General features: G+C 65.1%; 21 protein-coding genes. 13 read left to right on the top strand and 8 right to left on the bottom strand.

What is annotated here, in order from left to right:
* Positions 1-174: 174 nt before the first annotated feature.
* The 5 genes from ACTEK7_RS17450 to ACTEK7_RS17430 all read left to right on the top strand — a co-directional run bounded on the left by ACTEK7_RS17450 (position 175) and on the right by ACTEK7_RS17430 (position 5,350).
* A complete protein-coding gene (locus ACTEK7_RS17450; RefSeq protein WP_035997250.1) occupies positions 175-984 on the top strand; it encodes a crotonase/enoyl-CoA hydratase family protein in 810 nt (269 codons plus the stop codon).
* Positions 985-994: 10 nt separating this feature from the next.
* Entirely contained in the window at positions 995-2,878 is a 1,884-nt protein-coding gene (locus ACTEK7_RS17445; RefSeq protein WP_225146283.1) for a feruloyl-CoA synthase, read from the top strand.
* Positions 2,879-2,903: 25 nt separating this feature from the next.
* Positions 2,904-3,665 (top strand): SDR family NAD(P)-dependent oxidoreductase, encoded by a 762-nt coding sequence (locus ACTEK7_RS17440; protein WP_225111547.1) that lies wholly within the window; start codon positions 2,904-2,906, stop codon positions 3,663-3,665.
* A gap of 23 nt (positions 3,666-3,688) precedes the next feature.
* Entirely contained in the window at positions 3,689-4,108 is a 420-nt protein-coding gene (locus ACTEK7_RS17435; protein WP_212260090.1) for an acyl-CoA thioesterase, read from the top strand.
* A gap of 90 nt (positions 4,109-4,198) precedes the next feature.
* Positions 4,199-5,350: an ABC transporter substrate-binding protein gene (locus ACTEK7_RS17430; protein WP_225146282.1), complete on the top strand. Its 1,152-nt coding sequence runs from the start codon at positions 4,199-4,201 to the stop codon at positions 5,348-5,350.
* A 261-nt stretch (positions 5,351-5,611) separates the two neighbouring features.
* Here the strand turns inward: ACTEK7_RS17430 and ACTEK7_RS17425 are convergent, their stop codons facing one another.
* Together ACTEK7_RS17425 and ACTEK7_RS17420 are read right to left on the bottom strand one after the other, a co-directional pair.
* The gene (locus ACTEK7_RS17425; RefSeq protein ID WP_036021027.1) at positions 5,612-6,340 is read right to left on the bottom strand and encodes a glutathione S-transferase family protein; all 729 of its coding nucleotides are present in this window, start codon (positions 6,338-6,340) and stop codon (positions 5,612-5,614) included.
* A gap of 38 nt (positions 6,341-6,378) precedes the next feature.
* Complete coding sequence (locus ACTEK7_RS17420; protein WP_225126601.1) at positions 6,379-6,654, bottom strand: hypothetical protein; 276 nt, start codon at positions 6,652-6,654, stop codon at positions 6,379-6,381.
* Between the two features lie 113 nt (positions 6,655-6,767).
* Here ACTEK7_RS17420 and ACTEK7_RS17415 point away from each other — a divergent pair, with 113 nt between their 5' ends.
* Together ACTEK7_RS17415 and ACTEK7_RS17410 are read left to right on the top strand one after the other, a co-directional pair.
* On the top strand, positions 6,768-7,466 hold the full coding sequence (locus tag ACTEK7_RS17415; RefSeq protein ID WP_225111545.1) for a helix-turn-helix transcriptional regulator: 699 nt from the start codon (positions 6,768-6,770) through the stop codon (positions 7,464-7,466).
* 5 nt (positions 7,467-7,471) lie between these two features.
* Positions 7,472-7,786 carry a YkgJ family cysteine cluster protein gene (locus tag ACTEK7_RS17410; RefSeq protein WP_225146281.1) on the top strand — a complete coding sequence of 105 codons (315 nt, stop codon included), beginning with the start codon at positions 7,472-7,474 and terminating at the stop codon, positions 7,784-7,786.
* On the opposite strand, the gene ACTEK7_RS17405 is transcribed toward ACTEK7_RS17410, so the two are convergent.
* Both ACTEK7_RS17405 and ACTEK7_RS17400 read right to left on the bottom strand, forming a co-directional pair.
* Positions 7,783-8,181: a hypothetical protein gene (locus ACTEK7_RS17405; protein WP_225146280.1), complete on the bottom strand. Its 399-nt coding sequence runs from the start codon at positions 8,179-8,181 to the stop codon at positions 7,783-7,785. The two genes, ACTEK7_RS17410 and ACTEK7_RS17405, sit on opposite strands and share 4 nt — an antisense overlap.
* 280 nt (positions 8,182-8,461) lie before the next feature.
* Positions 8,462-8,809 (bottom strand): DUF3307 domain-containing protein, encoded by a 348-nt coding sequence (locus ACTEK7_RS17400; protein WP_050991738.1) that lies wholly within the window; start codon positions 8,807-8,809, stop codon positions 8,462-8,464.
* Positions 8,810-9,212: 403 nt separating this feature from the next.
* Here ACTEK7_RS17400 and ACTEK7_RS17395 point away from each other — a divergent pair, with 403 nt between their 5' ends.
* From ACTEK7_RS17395 to ACTEK7_RS17385, 3 genes are all read left to right on the top strand, one after another.
* Entirely contained in the window at positions 9,213-10,658 is a 1,446-nt protein-coding gene (locus ACTEK7_RS17395) for a TAXI family TRAP transporter solute-binding subunit (RefSeq protein ID WP_225146279.1), read from the top strand.
* A gap of 242 nt (positions 10,659-10,900) precedes the next feature.
* Positions 10,901-11,119, top strand: coding sequence for a hypothetical protein (locus ACTEK7_RS17390; RefSeq protein WP_035997220.1), 219 nt, complete (start codon positions 10,901-10,903; stop codon positions 11,117-11,119).
* Positions 11,120-11,242: 123 nt separating this feature from the next.
* Positions 11,243-12,028 (top strand): enoyl-CoA hydratase/isomerase family protein, encoded by a 786-nt coding sequence (locus ACTEK7_RS17385; RefSeq protein WP_225146278.1) that lies wholly within the window; start codon positions 11,243-11,245, stop codon positions 12,026-12,028.
* A gap of 7 nt (positions 12,029-12,035) precedes the next feature.
* Here ACTEK7_RS17385 and ACTEK7_RS17380 read toward each other — a convergent pair whose 3' ends face one another.
* Positions 12,036-12,680, bottom strand: coding sequence for a glutathione S-transferase family protein (locus ACTEK7_RS17380; protein ID WP_225146277.1), 645 nt, complete (start codon positions 12,678-12,680; stop codon positions 12,036-12,038).
* A gap of 86 nt (positions 12,681-12,766) precedes the next feature.
* Between ACTEK7_RS17380 and ACTEK7_RS17375 the strand changes: the two genes are divergently transcribed.
* Together ACTEK7_RS17375 and ACTEK7_RS17370 are read left to right on the top strand one after the other, a co-directional pair.
* The gene (locus tag ACTEK7_RS17375) at positions 12,767-13,747 is read left to right on the top strand and encodes a helix-turn-helix transcriptional regulator (RefSeq protein ID WP_225146276.1); all 981 of its coding nucleotides are present in this window, start codon (positions 12,767-12,769) and stop codon (positions 13,745-13,747) included.
* 137 nt (positions 13,748-13,884) lie between these two features.
* Positions 13,885-14,133, top strand: coding sequence for a hypothetical protein (locus tag ACTEK7_RS17370; RefSeq protein ID WP_028138614.1), 249 nt, complete (start codon positions 13,885-13,887; stop codon positions 14,131-14,133).
* A 56-nt stretch (positions 14,134-14,189) separates the two neighbouring features.
* On the opposite strand, the gene ACTEK7_RS17365 is transcribed toward ACTEK7_RS17370, so the two are convergent.
* The 3 genes from ACTEK7_RS17365 to ACTEK7_RS17355 form a co-directional block, all read right to left on the bottom strand.
* The gene (locus tag ACTEK7_RS17365; RefSeq protein ID WP_225146275.1) at positions 14,190-15,137 is read right to left on the bottom strand and encodes a fatty acid desaturase; all 948 of its coding nucleotides are present in this window, start codon (positions 15,135-15,137) and stop codon (positions 14,190-14,192) included.
* A gap of 15 nt (positions 15,138-15,152) precedes the next feature.
* Positions 15,153-16,169 (bottom strand): alpha/beta fold hydrolase, encoded by a 1,017-nt coding sequence (locus tag ACTEK7_RS17360; protein ID WP_225111539.1) that lies wholly within the window; start codon positions 16,167-16,169, stop codon positions 15,153-15,155.
* A gap of 146 nt (positions 16,170-16,315) precedes the next feature.
* On the bottom strand, positions 16,316-17,119 hold the full coding sequence (locus ACTEK7_RS17355) for an MBL fold metallo-hydrolase (protein WP_225146274.1): 804 nt from the start codon (positions 17,117-17,119) through the stop codon (positions 16,316-16,318).
* 179 nt (positions 17,120-17,298) lie between these two features.
* Between ACTEK7_RS17355 and ACTEK7_RS17350 the strand changes: the two genes are divergently transcribed.
* Positions 17,299-18,498 carry an MFS transporter gene (locus ACTEK7_RS17350; RefSeq protein ID WP_225146273.1) on the top strand — a complete coding sequence of 400 codons (1,200 nt, stop codon included), beginning with the start codon at positions 17,299-17,301 and terminating at the stop codon, positions 18,496-18,498.
* The last annotated feature ends 195 nt before the right edge of the window (positions 18,499-18,693 follow it).

The following is an 18,693-nucleotide window of genomic DNA, read 5'->3' as shown; positions in this document are numbered from 1 at the left end:
AGGAGCCCGCCTCAAGCGGGCGTCTCGAAGGATGGCCGCAGGGAAATCTCAAATGCGATAGCCCTGCGCTCGCCTCGGCCTCCCGGGAGGGTGGGGTCACGGCCACCTGGCCTTGCCCCACCTTGACTCCCCCAAAATTCGTTATACAACATAACTATTCTGACAAGGACGCAAATGACACAAGGAAACGCCGAGACCGCGAATGCGGGTCCCTCCGGGCTGTTGAGGATCGAGCGGGCGGACCGGGTTCTGACCGTGGGTCTGAACCGGCCGGCCAAGCGCAATGCGCTCAATGACGGCATCATCCTGGAAATCGGCGAGTGTTTTGCGAACCTGCCCGAGGATATCGGCGCGGTCGTCATCCACGGTATCGGCGACCATTTCTCCAGTGGCCTCGACCTCTCCGAGTTGACCGAGCACGACGCCACCGGCGGGCTGCTGCACTCCCAGATGTGGCACCGGGTGTTCGACCGCATCCAGTACAGCCGCGTGCCCGTGATCGCAGCGCTCCGGGGCGCCGTGATCGGCGGCGGGCTGGAGCTTGCCTGCGCCGCGCATATTCGGGTCGCCGAGCCCTCGACCTATTTCGCGCTGCCGGAGGGACAGCGCGGCATTTTCGTCGGCGGCGGCGGCTCGGTGCGGCTGCCGCGGCTGATCGGCGTTGCCCGGATGATGGACATGATGCTGACGGGACGCGTCTACAGCGCGACCGAGGGCGCGTCCTACGGCTTTGCGCAATATCTGACGGAGGCCGGCAACGGGCTCGGCAAAGCGCTGGAGCTTGCGACCAAGGTGGCGTCCAACGCCCCGCTGACGAATTTCGCCGTGCTCCAGGCGCTGCCGATGATCGCAGAGGCCAATCCGCAGACCGGCCTGTTGATGGAGTCGCTGATGGCCACCGTCGCGCAGAGCGACAAGGAGGCCAAGCGGCGGATCCGCGAATTCCTCGAGCACAAGACCGCGAAGGTGAAGCCCAAATCATGAGCGTAAAGTCATGAGCGCCCAGCCGTCCTCTTCCGGCATGGAGCGCGGCGCGAGCAATTTCCCGCTGCGGCCCATCTCGTTCGGCAATCCCGTCGTCAACATCGAGCGGCGCGACGACGGCACGATTTACCTGCGGCCAAAGCAGCCGCTCGGCGACTATCCGGTCCGCATCACCGACCGCCTGCATCATTGGGCCACGACGACGCCGGACCGCGTCTTCATGGCCGAGCGCGAAGGCGGTCGCGGCTGGCGCAAGATCACCTATGCCGAGCTGCTCACCGCGAGCCGCCACATCGCCTCCGCATTGATCCAGCGCGGCCTGTCGGCCGAGCGGCCGGTCGTCATCCTCTCCGGTAATTCGATCGACCACGCGCTCCTGGCGTTCGGCGCGTTCTATGCCGGCGTTCCGTTCTGCCCGGTGTCGCCGGCCTATTCGCTGGTGTCGAAGGATTACGGCAAGCTGTCCTATCTGATGAAGCTGCTGACGCCGGGCCTCGTCTTCGCTGACGATGCCGACAAGTTCGCCGATGCGCTCGCCGCCAACGTCTCGCTCGGCACCGAGATCGCCGCGTCCTATGGGCACGTGCCGGGCCGCGACGTGACCCTGCTCGCCGACCTGATGGCGACGCCGATCCGTGGCGATCTCGACGACGTTCACGGCAGGATCGGCCCTGACACGATCGCAAAATTCCTGCTGACCTCGGGCTCGACCGGCAATCCCAAGTCCGTCGTCAACACCCAGCGCATGATCTGCGCCAATCAGGTGATGCTGCGCGAGACGCTCGCTTTCCTGAAGGACGAGCCGCCGGTCATCATCGATTGGCTGCCGTGGAATCACACCTTCGGTGGCAATCACAATATCGGCCTGACGCTCTACAACGGCGGCTCGATGTATCTGGACGCCGGCAAGCCGGTGCCTGGGGGCATCGAGGAGACCGTGCGCAATCTCCGGGAAATTTCACCGACGGTCTATTTCAACGTGCCCAAGGGTTATGAATCGCTGCTGCCCTATCTGCGCGACGACCAGGGCTTGCGCGCCAAGTTCTTCGACCGGCTGCATGCGATGTTCTTCTCGGGCGCGGCGCTGTCGCCGTTCGTCTGGGACAGCCTCGATGAGCTCGCGGCGAAGGAGAAGGGCTATCGCGTGCCGATGCTGACCGGTCTCGGCGCGACCGAGACCGCGCCGTTCTTCATGTCGGTCAATCCGCGCACCAGCCGCTCCGGCCATGTCGGCCTGCCCGTCTCCGGCAACGACGCCAAGCTGGTGCCGAACAACGGCAAGCTGGAAGTGCGCGCCAAGGGGCCGAACGTGATGCCCGGCTACTGGCGCCAACCCGACATCACGGCAAAATCCTTCGACGAGGAAGGATTTTACAAGATGGGCGATGCGCTCAAGCCCGCCGATCCCGATGATTTCAACGCCGGCTTCGATTTCGACGGCCGCGTCAGCGAGGACTTCAAGCTCGCGAGCGGCACCTGGGTCAGCGTCGGCCCCCTGCGCGCGCGCCTCACCGCGGCCTGCGCGCCCCTGGTGCGCGACGTCGTCATCGCCGGCATCAACCGCGACGAGATCTCCGCGCTGGTCGTGCTCGATCTCGACGGCTGCCGTCTGATCAACCCGACGCTGCCGCCCGACGATCTCGTCGTCGCGACGCGCGACCGCCTGGTGCGCGAGGCGTTCCGCGAGCGCCTGATCCGTTTCCTCAGCCAGGCCACGGGCTCGTCGACACGGATCACGCGCGCGATCCTGATGGACACGCCGCTCTCGATCGACAAGGGCGAAGTTACCGACAAGGGCTCGATCAACCAGCGCGCAGTGCTGGAGCATCGCGGCGAGCTGATCGAGGAGCTCTACGCTGCCAATCCGTCGAACCGTGTGATATCGGTCACCTAGAAAAATATCGCCAAAGGAGAACGCCATGTTGTTGAAGGATCAGGCAGCCATCGTCACCGGCGGCGCATCGGGACTGGGCGCGGCCACCGCGCGAAAACTGGCGGCACAGGGCGCCAAGGTCGCGGTGTGCGACCTCAACACCAAACTGGCCGAAACGGTCGCCGCGGAGATCAACGGCGTGGCCGTCACCTGCGACGTCTCCGATGCCGCCTCCGCTGAAGCCGCGATCGCGCAGGCGACCAAGGCCCATGGCCCGGCGCGCGTGCTGGTCAATTGCGCCGGCATCGGCGTCGCCAAGCGCGTCGTCGGGCGCGACGGCCCGATGGCGCTTTCCGATTTCGACAAGGTGATCAAGGTCAACCTGATCGGCACCTTCAACATGCTGCGCCTCGCCGCCACCGAAATGTCCAAGCTTGAGCCGCAGGCGACCGGCGAGCGCGGCGTCATCATCAACACCGCCTCCGTTGCCGCCTATGACGGCCAGATCGGCCAATCCGCCTATTCGGCCTCCAAGGGCGGCATCGTCGGCATGACGCTGCCGATCGCGCGCGAGCTCGCGCAGTTCGGCGTCCGCGTGCTGACGATCGCCCCCGGCCTGTTCCTGACGCCGCTGCTGGCGAACCTGCCGCAGGAGGCCCAGGACTCGCTCGCCGCCGCGATCCCCTTCCCGCGCCGGCTCGGCCAAGCCGACGAGTTCGCCGCGCTCGCGCTGCACATGGTCGAGAATGCCTACCTGAACGGCGAAGTGGTGCGCCTCGACGGTTCGCTGCGCATGGCGCCCAAGTAGATTCGTCGAGCAAGGCCAGCCAGATGTTCGTGAACCGGCGCGAGGTCCAGATCCAGTGGGGCGATTGCGACCCCGCAAACATCGTCTACTACCCGCGCTATTTCGCGATGTTCGACGATTCGACCTCGACCCTGTTCGAGGCCGCCGGTTTCTCCAAGCAGGACCTGGTCCGCAAATACGGCCTGGTGGGCATCCCGATGGTCGACACGCGGGCCAAGTTCTACATCCCCTCGACCTATGGCGACTGGATCACCATCGAGACCAGAATCGAGAGCATCAAGCGCTCGAGCTTCGAGGTGAAGCACAATGTCTACAAGGGCGAGGCGCTCGCGATCGAGGGTTTCGAGACCCGCGTCCTGGTGGGCCGCGACCCTGATAACCACGACAAGCTGAAATCCGCACCATTCCCGGCGGAAATGGTAGCCAAGTTCACGGGGAGTTAAGTCCGGAGCTAAATCGCCGCATCACCAAAAGAGGGGGCTGAATTACCCCCCGATTTCTGCTTTCAAATAAACACGTCAAGGGAGGAATAGATGAAACGCTTTTATTTGACCGCTGCCATCACTGCGGCTGCGCTGGCCCTGCCGGCATTGCCCGCGCTGGCCCAGACCAGCGAAGTCACCATCGGCATCACCACGACCACGACCGGCCCGGGTGCGGCACTCGGCATTCCCGAGCGCAACGCGCTGGAATTCGTGCCGAAGGAGATCGGCGGCGTGCCGTTGAAGGTGATCGTGCTCGACGACGGCGGCGATCCCACCACCGCCACCACCAACGCCCGCCGCTTCGTCACCGAATCCAAGGCCGACATCATCATGGGCTCGGCGCTGACGCCGCCGACCATCGCGGTCTCCAACGTCGCCAACGAGGCCGGTATCCCGCACTTCGGTCTGGCGCCCTTCCCGATCACGCCGGAGCGCATGAAGTGGTCGGTGGCGATGCCGCAGCCGATTCCGATCGTCGGCAAGGTGCTGTACGACCACATGAAGTCCAAAGGCGTGAAGACGCTCGGCTACATCGGCTATTCCGATTCCTACGGCGACCTCTGGTTCAACGACCTGAAGGCGCAGGCCGTGCCGATGGGCATGACCATCGTCGACGAGGAGCGCTTCGCCCGTCCCGACACTTCGGTGACCGGCCAGGTGCTGAAGCTCGTCGCCGCCAATCCCGACGCCATCCTGGTCGGCGCCTCCGGCACCGCGGCGGCGCTGCCGCAGACCGAGCTGCGCGAGCGCGGCTACAAGGGCCTGATCTACCAGACCCACGGCGCGGCCAGCATGGACTTCATCCGCATTGCCGGCAAAGCAGCGGAAGGCGTGCTGATGGCCTCGGGTCCCGTCATGGCCCCCGAGGAACAGCCGGACAGCGCGCTGACCAAGAAGCCGGGCCTCGTGCTGAACTCCGCCTACGAGGCAAAGTACGGCCCCAACAGCCGCAGCCAGTTCGCCGGCCATTCCTTTGATGCGTTCGAGATCCTCAAGCGCGTCATTCCGGCGGCGTTGAAGACGGCCAAGCCCGGCACGCCGGAATTCCGCGAAGCCATCCGCCAGGCGCTGCTGACGGAGAAGGAGCTGGCGGCGAGCCAGGGCGTCTACAACTTCACCGAAAAGGACCGCTACGGCCTCGACGAGCGCTCGCGCATCCTGCTCACGGTGAAGGACGGCAAGTACACGCTGGTGAAGTAGGCGTCGCCAAGATTCGAGACAACGAGAGCCGGCCCGATGGGCCGGCTCTTTTGTTTGGTCAATGGCGTGAGCTGCGGCACCGGCGCAGGTGCGCCCCCTCTCCCGCTTGCGGGAGAGGGTTGGGGAGAGGGTGCCTCCGCGTTGGGACCCTCCGAGACTTACGGAGAAAACCCCCTTGAGGAGAAAACCCTCACCCGGCGCTTCGCGCCGACCTCTCCCGCAAGCGGGAGAGGTTGCACCGAGTCAGCCGATGCACCGCGGCTACGCCGCCTGCCGCAGCGGCGTCCAGGCGAACTCGGGATAATAGTCGTCCATCATGCGGTCGACATAAGCGGTGAGGTTCGGAAATCCCTCGGCCCGCTCGCGCAAAGCGGATTCGAAGAACGGTGAGAGGACGCCGGCGAGCATACCGAACGCAGTGGCATCGACGCCGCAGGGCCTGTTGCCCATCAGGAAGGCTTTGTCGCCGAGCTGCACCGACAGCGCGAACAGCGAACGCACGGCAAGATCGACGTCGTCATCCGGCGCATGGCGGCCGAGGCCAGAGAGCAGATAGTTCTCGGCGACGCGGAATTGAGCGTCCTCGCGCAGCTTCTCGCGATTGTGCTCCGGCGCACCGTCGAAGAAATGCGCGGGCCCCTTGGCGAAATTGACCGGATCGACCCAGCGCGCGCCCACCAGCGCCCAATAGACGTGGTGCTCGATCATGCGCTCGAACGCCCAGGCCTGCGCACGCTCGGCCAAGGTGAGGCCGGCATCGAAATCGAAGCCGTAGCGGCGCTCGATATGGGCCCGGATGAAGGTGGAATCGGCCACCGCCTCGCCGCCATCGTCGATGAAGGGCAGCTGCCCCTTGGGCGAGGCCGGCGGCATCGCCCGCTCTTTCCGATAAGGCAGTCCCGCCATCTTGAGCTGCACCTCGGTCTTGGTGACGAAGGGGCTGATTTCCGGCAGGCCGAAGCCGGCGCCAAAGCCGTAAAGCGTGATCATGCAAGCTCTCCTGAACCTGTCGAACGAGTGGAAGGAACCTAGCGGCCGGCTGCTGCCACCATGGTGGCAGCAGCCGTGATATCTTCTGCGAAGCGGGCCCCGCGCCAGGCGCGGCCCATCAGATGGCGGACCAGCGCATTCGCGGCATGGTTCAGCGAGCGTGTCACCACGCTTGCGAGCGCAAATCGGAGATCAACGGCCATGAGATCGAGCGGAACGAGGCGGCCAAACGCCCAAGCCCGCAACATTTGGCCGTGCCACAGCTGCGCCCGCCACAGTGGACCGGCCTGGCCGAAATGGGTTGGAATGATCATGGACAAATCCTCTTCAGTCGATGTGTTGTCCCGGTATAGAACCCCCCTGCTGCCAACATCCTGTCAGCAGCCGCGCGCCGATTTCTGATCCGTCGTTCGAGAAGAGAACTGTCATGAGACGCGCCGACCGGCTGTTTCAAATCATCCAGGTGCTAAGGCGCACGCGTAAGCCGCTGACGGCAGACGCGATCGCGGCCGAGCTCGAGACTTCGAAGCGCACCATCTATCGCGACATCGCAACCCTGATCGGCCAGCGCGTGCCGATCCGCGGCGAAGCCGGCATGGGTTACATCCTGGAAAAGGGTTTCGACCTGCCGCCCCTGATGCTGACGCCGGACGAGATCGAGGCGGCCGTGCTGGGCGCGCAATGGGTCGCAGGCCACGCCGATTCCGCGCTGGCGCGCGCGGCCGAAGACTTGATGGCCAAGATCGCCGATACCGTCCCGGAGCGCCTGCGCCCCTTCGTACTGGAGCCGGCGAGCCGGGCGCGTCCGAGCTGGAACCGGGAACCGGACCGCCTGGACATGGCGCGCACCCGGACCCAGATCCACGAAGGCAAGAAGATCATGCTGCGCTATCGCGACGAACAGGGCCGCCCCAGCGAGCGCATGATCTGGCCGATCTCGGTCGGCTATCTCGAAGCCGTGCGGCTGCTGGCGGCCTGGTGCGAGCTGCGCGGCGACTTCCGCAGCTTCCGCACCGACCGCGTGGTCGATGCGACCTATCTCGACGAGAAATATCCGGAACGGCGCGACGTGCTGCGCGCGAGATGGCGGCAGAGCCTGGTCTGGGGTCCGCCGAAGGACACGTGAGGACGATGGACGAGACCGAGCTGTCGAGCTGTTGCCAGGGCTGCGGCGCCTGCTGCGGCTATTCGCAAAACTGGCCGCGCTTCTCGATCGAGAGCGACGAGGAGCTTGAGCTGATCCCGGAGGCGCTCGTCAACGACCGGCAATCGGGCATGCGCTGCGAGGGCGATCGCTGCGCGGCATTGCAAGGCGAGATCGGAAGGATGACGGCCTGCGGCATCTATGACGTGCGGCCGGAGGTGTGCCGCACCTGCATGCCTGGTGACGCCGAATGCGCGATGGCGCGGCGGAAGTTCGGCCTGCCCGTTATCGAGGCCGCTTAGGCGGGGACGGCTTCGCCGATCTCGTCGTCGAGCTCGTCATCGAGCGGTGCGAGCACCGAGAGCGGCTTGGTCGACAGCGTGATCGGCTTGCGCCCACCCGTCAGCGACGTCGAAGCTTTCGCGGTACCTTCGCGCGACAGCGCGAAGAGCGTCGAGCCGACGCGGCCGCCATTCTCGATCAGGTCGCGCTCGCTGCAGCTCGCTGCGATCGCGACCGCCAGCGAGTGCAAATGGCTCCGGCCGTAGCAGAACAGCGCCAGCCTGGCGCGCACGTCAGGGGAAACACTCTCAACCAGCCTCGGCAGGCCACTCTCGCTGGCGCGATACATCTCGCCAAGGAGCTCGTCGCGGACCGGGCAGAAATCGCTTTCAAAGGCATCGCGGCTTGAAAACATTGCAGTTCTCCCTCGTGTAAGGAAGATGCAGCGCAATTCTCTAACGAAAGGTTAACCACGCTGCCCGGTAGTCACCCGGGGTGGTTGCGCGTCGGCCGCGAATCGGTGGGACGCCTTGGTGGGGTTTTCAAAGACTTCCGCGGCGTCATGGCCAGGCTTGTCCCGACCCTTCACGGAAAGCCAGGAGGCACGAAGAACGTGGAGGCCCGGGACAAGCCCGGGCATGACGATCCCTCGTGCTGATGGCGATTGCCTCTCCCCGGAGGCCCAAAGGCGACCTTCAGTTCGCCGCCATGAAGATCGCGAGGCCGAAGCCGGTCAGGTGGTGCAGCGCCTGGTCGACGCCGATCAGCGTCCAGAACCAGGGATGGGCGAGGTCGACGCCGAAATTGGCGGAGACGTATCCCTTGGCGCGGTCGATCGTGATGTGGATCAGGAAGTCGATGAAGGCCACGAACCAGAATCGCGGCGCCACGATCACGATCAGCGGCAGCGCGACGGCAAGGTGGACCAGGCAGTGCACCAGGAGCGGCAGGGCCCAGCCATGCTTCTGGTCCTTGCCGTGCGCCATCCAGGCGGTTTGAAGAACGAAATCGGCGATGACGTGCTTGAAGGTGAGCAGCAACATCCAGCCAATGAGCGCTTCAACCGGAATCGCCGATGACATGGGTGGAAACGACAAAGCTGACGCCCTCATTGACGTGACGAGAAGAATTGGAGCGTTCAGCGCAACTTCTTCTTGGACCGGTCAAATCGCCGGGACGCGCAATTTATGACATCTCCCGCGGCGGAATGCAGCCGGGTGGAACCGGAAAATCGCCAAGTGTGGCTAACCGGTGATAGGATGGCCAATCGCCGCGGACATATCGAGTAAGGTTACCTCCGGCTCGAAATTTGCATTCCGCTGCCTTCGCGCTATCATCGGCGATCGGGAATATCGTTCTTTTTTCAGGCGTTTACGAATTATCGGGCCCGCCGCGCTTCCAAGCCACGCGCCGCCGCCAGCCAAACGATAAGGCCAGAGTGCTGCCATGAGTACCGAAGGCCCGATCGCATCGCCGACCATGCCGCCGCCCCGGCGCCCCAAGGTGATCAAGACCAACCAGCAGCAGGTTCTCCTCTACGTCGTGCTGACCCTGCTGCTGTCGTTCGCCACCGTCTGGGCCGGCCGCACGCTGGTGCACAATTCGGAGACGCTGACCTTTGCCGTCGGGGGCCCCAACAGCGATGAGGCGCTGTTCGCGGCCAAGCTCGCCGCCCTCCTGAAGAACAACGCTTCGCGCTTGCGGATCAACATCGTCAACAACGCCGACAATGCCAAGGCGCTCGCGCAGTTCGACCGCAGGCAGGCCGACCTCGTTGTGCTGCGCACCGACGCCAAGGTGCCGCTGCGGGCGCGCACGCTCGCGATCCTTGAGCACGATCTCGTGCTCCTGCTCGGTCCCGGCAACAAGAAGATCAAGTCGCTGGCCGAATTGAAGAAGAAGAAGGTCGCGGTCGTCGCCGAGAACGAATCCTCGCTCGCCTTCGTCCGCAGCATCCTCGACGTCCCCGATGGCCCTGAGGCTGCGAAGATCCAGATGGCGCCGCAGGGCGCGACGCTCGACAAGCTGTTCGCCCCGGCAAACGGCTTCAGCGCGGTAATCGCGATCGTCCACGCCTCGAAGGCGGTCCGGGACAAATCCTATGAGCAAGCCGCCAAGCGCGGCGGCTTCACACTGAACACCATCGAAGAAGCCAAGACGCTGGCGCGCAAATTTCCCGGCATTTCCGACGAGACCGTGACAGCGGGCTCGGTGTCGACATCCCCGCAGATTCCCGACGACGATCTCGACACGATCGGTCTCGAATGGCTGCTGGTCGCGCAATCCCGGATGTCCCCAAGCACGGCCGGCGAGCTCGCCCGCATCGTCTACGAGAACAAGGCGGCGCTCGGGCTCGACAACGGCTTTGCCACCAGGATCGAGCCGGCCTCGGTCGAGAAGGACGCCTTCGTGGTCGCACATCGGGGCGCCGCCGACTACATCAACGACGACACCAAGTCGTTCATGGATAAGTACAGCGACTTGATGTATCTGGCCGCCGCAGCGCTCAGCGTCATCGGCTCGATCTTCGCCGCGATCTACGCCAAGATCACCCGCATCGCGCCGGAGAAGGCCAGCGAGCTCTCGACCGCCATCCTCGACATCGGCGAGCGGATCGAGCACGCCCATTCGCTGGATCAGCTCGAATGTCTCCAGGATGAGCTCGAGACCATCTTGCGCGGTGCCGTCATCGGCCTCAGGGACGGCACGATCAGTACCGACGGGCTCGACACCTTCAAGCTCGGCTACGAATTCGTCCGTGACGAGATCGGCATGCGCCGCGACTATCTGAAACGTCATGCCGGCGAAGCCGACAAGACGGTACGCGATGCCGGCCCGGCTCCGTCAGACGACAGCAATGTCGTGGTGGTGAAGACCGCCCAGAGCGCCTGACAGCCGCCCCCACCGTTGTCGTGTCCCGGACAAGCTGCAATGCCGAAGGCACCCCAGCGATGAGCCGGACCCAGGAACCGGCACAATATCCGTGACCACATGGACCCCGGTCCTGCGGTGCATCACTTCGTGCTGCGCCGCGTCCGGGGCACGAGACGGAGGCTACCCGTCCGATCGCCAGCCAGTCTGGAACCCTGCCCACCCGCAACCGTTGGTTTCCGGTTGCAACCGGAGAACGCGGCATGCGTGCACTCCTCATCATCCTCCTTCTGGCAATGCTGGCGGCGGCCGGCTACTTCGCCTATTCCGCAATGGCGGTCGAAGGTGAGCCGATCCCGACGGAAGGCTATGTGGCACTGGCGCTGGGCGCGGGGTTTTCCGTCATCGTCGGCGTCGGGCTGATGGTGCTGCTGTTCTTCAGCAGCCGCCGCGGCTACGACGAGCCGCCACATTTCAGGTAAGGCACCCCGCCAGGGACGGCGGCGTGGACGGCAGGCCCGCTGCAGCGGCGCGGCAAACGACCGGCGCCGTCGTTGACGGCCTCCGCCCGGGCGGGCACTTTGGCGCCGACAACGGAGACGAGAATGTCGGACACAGCCGACGCAGCATCTAGCCCCCTGCTCGAAATCATCGGCGCCCGCGCCACCATCCGCCTCAACCGGCCGAAACATCTCAACCGGCTGCAGGCGGAGGATCTCGACGAGCTGACGAGATTGTTCGGCCGGGTCGAGGCCGATCCCGATATTCGCGTGCTGGTGCTGACCGGAACCGGGCGCGCCTTCTCCGCCGGCTACGATCTCAATTCGGTCGCGGAACGCGCGGTCAGCGCGGGCGAGCAGCAGAGCGCGGGCTCGGCCTTCGAGGCCGTCGTCAACCGGCTCGAGGATCTCGGCGTGCCGACCATCTGCCGGCTCAATGGCGGCGTCTATGGCGGCTCGACCGACCTCGCACTCGCCTGCGATTTCCGCGTCGGCGTCGATACCGCGGAAATGTTCATGCCGGCGGCGCGCCTTGGGCTGCATTACTACCCGAGCGGCATCAAGCGCTACGTGACCCGCCTCGGCGTCGACAATGCGAAGAAGCTGTTCCTCACCGCGCAGAAGATCGACGCCCCGGAAATGCTGCGCATCGGCTATCTCACCACAATGGTGCCGGTGGAATTCCTGGACGAGGAGGTCGACACGCTCGCTGCGATCCTCGCCGGCAACGCCCCCCAAGCGATGCGCGGCATGAAGCGCGCGATCAACGAGTTCGCCCGCGGCGAGTTCGATGAAGGCGCCGCCGACCGGCGCCACCGCGACAGCATGCGCGGCGACGAGATCAAGGAAGGCATCAAGGCGTTCGCCGACAAGCGGGCACCGCGATTTTGACGCCCTCTCATCCACCCGCCGCGGCGGCATGCTGCGCCGCCATCTCCGCATCTGCGGCATTGATGCGCTGGAACGCCGGCCGCGCCGTCATGCGCTCCGCATAGCGGACGAAGACATCCTTCTTCGGCACGATGCCGAACATCATGGTCCAGCTGAACGCGACGCCCCACAATACGTCGGCCGCCGTCATGCGCTCGCCGAGCAGATAGGGCCCGTTCGCCAGCTGGGCCTCGAGCGCACCCAGCATCGTATCGTAATCGGCATAGGGCGATTGCGTGATCGGCGCCGGCTCTCGCTGCATGAACTTGTCGATCAAGGCCGGCTCGAACGACGACCCATAATAGGCGATCCAGCGCAGATAAGGCCCGCGCAGCGGATCGTTCAGGGCGGGGGTCAGCCCCGCTTGCGGGAACAGGTCGGCGAGATAGATGGTGATCGCGACCTGCTCGGTCACCAGCGCCTCGCCGTGGCGAATCGCCGGCACCTTGCCGAGCGGGTTGAGGGCGAGATAGGCGGGCTTGCGCTGCTCGCCGGCCTTCATGTTGAGGACATGGAGATCGTAAGGAGCTCGCAGCTCCTCCAGCAGCACCCGCGTGCCGGTGGCCCGCGACTGCGGCGAATAGAACAGGGTGATGCGGTTCGGATCGGTCATGGCAGTCTCCATCTGGCCGGCTGGCGATGGCGCCGCTTGTAGCGGACCATACCTGACATCTTGTGTCAGGTATGGTCTAAGGGATCATGCGCGCGAGCCGGATGCTGTCGATCCTCACCACCCTCCAGGCCAGGGGACACGTCACCGCGCCCGAGCTCGCGGAGGCCTGCGAAGTGTCGGTGCGCACGATCTATCGGGACATCGACGCGCTCGCGGCGTCCGGCGTTCCCGTTTATGCAGACCGCGGCGCAGACGGCGGCTATCGCCTGCTCGACGGCTATCGCGTGCGGCTGAATGGACTGTCGCAGAGCGAGGCGGGCGCGTTGTTCCTGGCGGGATTGCCAGGCCCGGCCGCCGCACTCGGGCTCGATGCTGCGATGATCGCCGCCCAAAACAAGCTGATGGCGGCACTGCCCCCGAATTTGCGTGAGGATGCCGGGCGGATGCAGGAGCGTTTCCACCTGGACGCGCCCGGCTGGTTCGGCGAAGCGGAAGACCCGAAGCACCTGCGCACCATCGCCGGCGCCGTGCTGCGCGGGACGCTGATCAGGATCCGGTACCGGAGCTGGCGCGCCGAGAAGCAGCGCCGCGTCGCGCCGCTCGGCCTCGTGCTGAAGGGCGGCAGCTGGTATCTCGCAGGACAAGTCGACGGCAGCGTGCGCACCTATCGCGTCGCACGCGTGCTCGACTGCACAGCCCTCGGCGACCGCTTCGATCGTCCGGCCGGCTTCGACCTCGCCGCCCATTGGCGGGCCGCGACGCTGCGGCTCGAAGGCGAGATGCACCCCAATGTTGCGATCGTCCGGCTGTCGCCGTTCGGCGTGAAGCTGCTCGACGCGCTCGGCCAGCCCTATGTCAAGGCACGCACACAGCTCGAGGAGACAACCGATGCAGACGGCTGGCGCATTGCGCGCGTGCCGGTCGGAAAGACATCGTGGCATGCCGCGGCCGAACTGCTGCGGCTCGGCCCGGAAGCCGAAGTCCTTGAACCGGCCGATCTCCGCGACAAGATGGCCGAGCTGACGCAGGCGATGGCCGTGCGCTATCGCGCGGCGCAGAAAGCCTGATCGCGGCGCATTCTGCCGCAGCCGACGAAACATTCCTGAAACACGATTCTTCCCGCTTGCCATGAACGCGATCGCGTCTCGTCTCGACGGAAATGCAGGGACGCAACAATGGCCCTAGCGCCGAATGGAGAATGAAGATGTTTCGTAAGCTTGCACTTGGTCTGATCGCCGCCGGCTCGCTCGGCGTTGCCGCTCTCGCCCCCACCGCGGCCTCGGCCGGCGGCTTCCATCACCATCATGGTCATCACCACTGGGGTCCCGGCTGGGGCTTTGGCGGTATCTACCTCAACACCGGCGTCAGCAATTGCTATCAGGAGCGCCTGGTCCGGACCCGTCACGGCCTGCGCGTGCGCGTCGTGAACGTCTGCGCCTACGGGATCTACTGATATCTCGATATCACGACAAAGCTCCGGTCGCATCGCGGCCGGAGTTTTGCGTTGAGCTAGCCGGCCTGCCGCTGCCGGCGAAACCAGGCCCAGGTCTCGCGCGTCGTTCTGATGTAGCCGCGGCCGCGATGGACGATCTCGCCGTCGACGATCGCGTTCAGCTTCGGCAGGGCGTGAAAGGGGATCGAGGGATAAGCGTGGTGCTCGACATGATACGGCATGTTCCACGCGAACCATTTGACGATAGCACCGGTGTAAGTCGTGCGGGTGTTCTGAAAGGCGCTGCGGGTGCGGTCGCAACCGGTATGCTCGGCGTAGAGATAGGGTCGCAGGAAGAACTGCCCGATCACGAGCGGCACGATCCAGACCCAGAGCAGCAGCGCTGAAGAGAACCACAGCGACAGCGCGAGCAGCAGGGCGTAGAGCGCGACATAGGCGCGCGCCTCGGCAACGATGGTACTGCGCTTGCTCTCGGGAATCCATGGCACGACGACCTTACCGGTGATCGCGTGGCCGAGCATCAGCCGCAGACGGCCGGCGACCTGGAGCAGGCCGCTATAGGCGAGCGCAAGCTGGGTGTCGGACGTCGGCTTCACGCCCACGATCAGCTCGGGATCCCTTTCCGGGTCCTGCGTGTAGCGATGATGGTCCCAGTGAAACAGACAGTAATATTCGTAAGGCAGCCCGATGATGAACGCCGAGAGATAGCCGACGCCGAGATTGAGGCCCCGGCTCCTGAATGCCGTCTTGTGCGCGGTCTCGTGCACCGCCATGAACAGGAAGGCAACGACATAGCCCTGCACCACCATCAGCGGCAGCGCCCAGAGCGCGCCCCAGCTCGACGAAACCCTCCAGATCAGCGCGCCCACCAGCACAATCACGCTGTAATGGCCGAGGCTCTGCACCGCACCTCTGATGTTGGAGCGAACCGACAATTCGCGCAGCGTGGTGGGCGTCAGGGGCTTCAGGCGATGGCCGGCGTCCGGAATGGTTGCGTCACTCATGATCGGTTGCGTGCCCTACTTGCGGAGAAGCTCGGCGAGCTCGGCCTTGATGAAGGCCTGTTCGCGGGGATTGTTGATGGGATTGCCGGCGCGATGGCCATGCAGCGACGGGATCGGATGCAGCACCGCGGATCTCGCGTTGACGAGCTTGCCGAGTTCGTCCTCGTTGTCGTGCACGTCGAAATAACGGTCAGTCGCGCCCGGCATCAGCAGCATGTGGGCCTTGATCGCCGCCAGCGCGCGATCGAGATCGCCGGCGAATGCCCCACACCGACTGATGTCGCCACGCTGCCAGATGCCGATCTGCGCCAGAAGATCGTTGGCATCGCGCCGCGCGAAGGTCGCATCCCAGGCGCGGACGAGATAATCCTCGAGTGAAGTGAAGCCGGCCTCGCGCCAGAGCTCGTCGCGGTAGAAGCCGTGCGACATCGCCCAGCCGGCATAGACGCGTCCCATGGCGCGGTAGCCGGCGACGGGTTTTTCGAGGAAACGACCATCGCGGAAGGCGGGATCGGCCGTGAGCGCGGCCTTCACGCTTTCGAGGAAGACGTAGTTGTACGGTGAGCAGCGGGCGCTGCCGCAGACGATCGCGGCGCGCTCGACCATGTCCGGATGCAGCGCCGACCAGTGATAGGCCTGCATGCCGCCCATCGACCAGCCATAGACCAGCGCAAGCTTCGAGATGCCGAAGCGCTCGGTGAGCAGCCGGTGCTGGACCGCGACGGCATCGTGATAGCTCACTTCCGGGAAAGGCGCGGGCGTGTTCGAGGGCGACGACGACAGGCCGTTGCCGAACAGGTTCGGGATGATGATGAAGTAGTGCGTGGGATCGAGCACGCCGTCGGGCCCGATCAGCCATTCAATGTCGGTGTGCTGGGCGCTGAACGAGGTCGGATAGAGGATGACGTTGTCTTTGGCCGGGCTCAGCGTGCCGTAGGTCTTGTAGGCGAGCTTCAGCGCGGGAAACACGGACCCGGATTGGAGCGTGACGTCGCCAGCCTCGAAGATGTCGTAGTCACGCTGCGCCGTCATGCACTCAGCTCCCGCTCACGGAGGCCTTCTCGGCGTCCCCGATGCATCGATCATGCCGGCTTTCGCCGGATGCGTCGCTTTACTTATAGTGTACTATTAGTACAGTTATTCGGCGCCGGCAAGATGAATCCGGTCCGCAACCCGGCTCAGGCGATGGCCGCGAGATAGCGCGCGACCGACGCAGCAAACGCCGCCTTGGCACCGCTGGCGATGTTGCGGCCCCACCAGGCGCCATAGATCCGGTCGAAGGCGAACGGCTCGACGGCTGACGCAATCCGCCGCACCGCGGCGGCGTTGAGCGGCATGTAGTTCGGATAGGAATACATGAAGCTGACGAAGCGCTGGTCCATCGTCACCTGCGCGATATCCCCCGTGAGCAGTGCACCCTTGCCGTCCGCACCACGCGCATAATGCAGCACGGTGGCGCCGGAGAAGTGGCCTCCGGTGCGAAGCAGCAGCACGTCGTCGGAGAGGCGATGGCTTTCGCCGGTCCAGTGCACGATCGTCGGATGAGGCCGCGTGACGAAGGCGCGATCGTCGGAGTGCAGATAGACCGGCACGCCACCGAACCTGTCGCTCCAGTCGGCGACCGCGCCATAGTAATGCGGATGCGAGATCGCGATGGCCTTGAGGCCGCCGAGTGCTGTGATGTGCTGGATGGCCTCGTCGGTCGCGAGCGGAATGCAATCCCACATCACGCAGCCGTCGCCGTCAGGCACCAGCAGCGCTCGCTGCCCGATGGCAAAGCTCGGCTCCATGCCGATCCCGGTCAGGCCGAGATCGTCGCGCCCCACCAGTCGGTGCTTGCGCGCGAGCTCCTCGCGCGTGAGGAAAGCTTGACCGTCCCAGCCGACGAACTGGCGCTCGTCCTCGCAGATCGGACAGGCCGCAGGGGGTTTTCCGCTATCCGGGAATTGAGCGCCGCAGGTTGCGCAGGTCCAGAGGGGCATCGCGCTGATCCATCATGATCCAGTCTTGCAAGACATGACGTCGCACTCGCCGGATCGCAAGAGCAACCGGAACCAACGGGTTGAGAGCAGGTTAAGTTCTGGTCGGCCCGGGCACCCGCCCGCCGAGTCCGGATCATGCGAGATCCGATTCGATCGGCAGCATCAAGTTCAGCGTCTCGATGACATCTCGCCCTTCAACGTCTCGCATCTGGCCCCTGTTCGCGCTCAATTTCTTCATGGCCGACATGCAGTCGGGCATCGGGCCGTTCGTCGGGGTCTTCCTTCAGGAACGCGGCTGGGCGACCGGCCTGATCGGCACGGCAATGACGATCGGCAACGTCGCGGGCATGCTGGTCACGACTCCGATCGGCGGCTTCATCGATTCCAGCCGCAACAAGCGGCTGTGGGTGATCATTCCCGGCATCTGCGTTGTCTCGGCGTCCGCAATCATCCTGATCTCGCAAAACTTCTGGGCGGTGACGTTCTCGCAAGTGGCGCAATCGCTGGCGAGCGCCGCAATCGTGCCGGCCGTCACGGGCATCACGCTCGGCATCGCCAAGCAGAAGGGCTTCAATGCGCTCAACGGCCGCAACCAGGCCTATAACCACGCCGGCAACATGGTGGGCGCGGCGCTGTCGGGCTATCTCGGCTACAAGTTCGGCTATGTCGCCGTGTTCGCGCTGGCGGCCGTATTCGGCGCCATCGCCATCGCCTGCGTCATGATGATTCCAGCCCAGGCGATCGACGACCGCGCCGCGCGCGGCAGCAAGGAGGACGATTCCAAGGCGCCGCCGGATGCGATGACGATGCTGCTGAAGCACAAGGCGCTGCTCGTGCTGGCTCTCGCCCTCGCGCTGTTCCACCTCGGCAATGCCGCGATCGTGCCGCTGTACGGACTTGCCGCGGTCGCCGAGGGACAGGCCAACGGCCCGAGCTTCGTCGCAACCACCGTGGTGATCGCACAGGGCGTGATGATCGTGACCTCGCTGATCGCGATGAAGGCCGCGAGCAAGCGCAACTACTGGCCGGTGATCCTGGTGTCTTTCATGTTCTTGCCGGTCCGCGGCGTGCTCGCCTTCTTCGTCACGGGATGGTGGGGCGTCGTGCCGATGCAGGTGCTCGACGGCATCGGCACCGGACTGCAAACGGTCGCCGTCCCCGGCATGGTCGCGCGCTCGCTCAACGGCACCGGCCGCATCAATCTCGGCCAGGGCGCCGTGATCACCGTGCAAGGTGTCGGCGCGAGCCTCAGTCCCGCCCTCGGCGGCTGGATCACGCAATGGATCGGCTATGGGCCGACCTTCCTGCTGCTCGGCGGCTTTGGCCTGGCGTCGATCGCGCTGTGGCTGGCCTTCAGTGCGGCGGTGAAGAAGTATTGAGGTTCTCCGGCGCCTGGCGGTCGCGGCGCAGCGTGCTCGATTTGCCCAATAAGGAGGCTGCGGCACCTCGTCGCTGGCTCAGCGCGTAGGTGCGAGTGGTTTTTCGCGCAATCTGGCGCTTTTCTAGTTGCCGCATCCCCGGCGCGCCGACGAAAGTGCGGACCGCAATGAATCGGCAATAGGCGTTCCGGCGAT

It is taken from the genome of Bradyrhizobium sp. JHI2711, assembly GCF_056156565.1.
The sequence above is the reverse complement of the archived record's forward strand: the minus strand, read 5'-3'. Positions and strand labels throughout refer to the sequence as shown.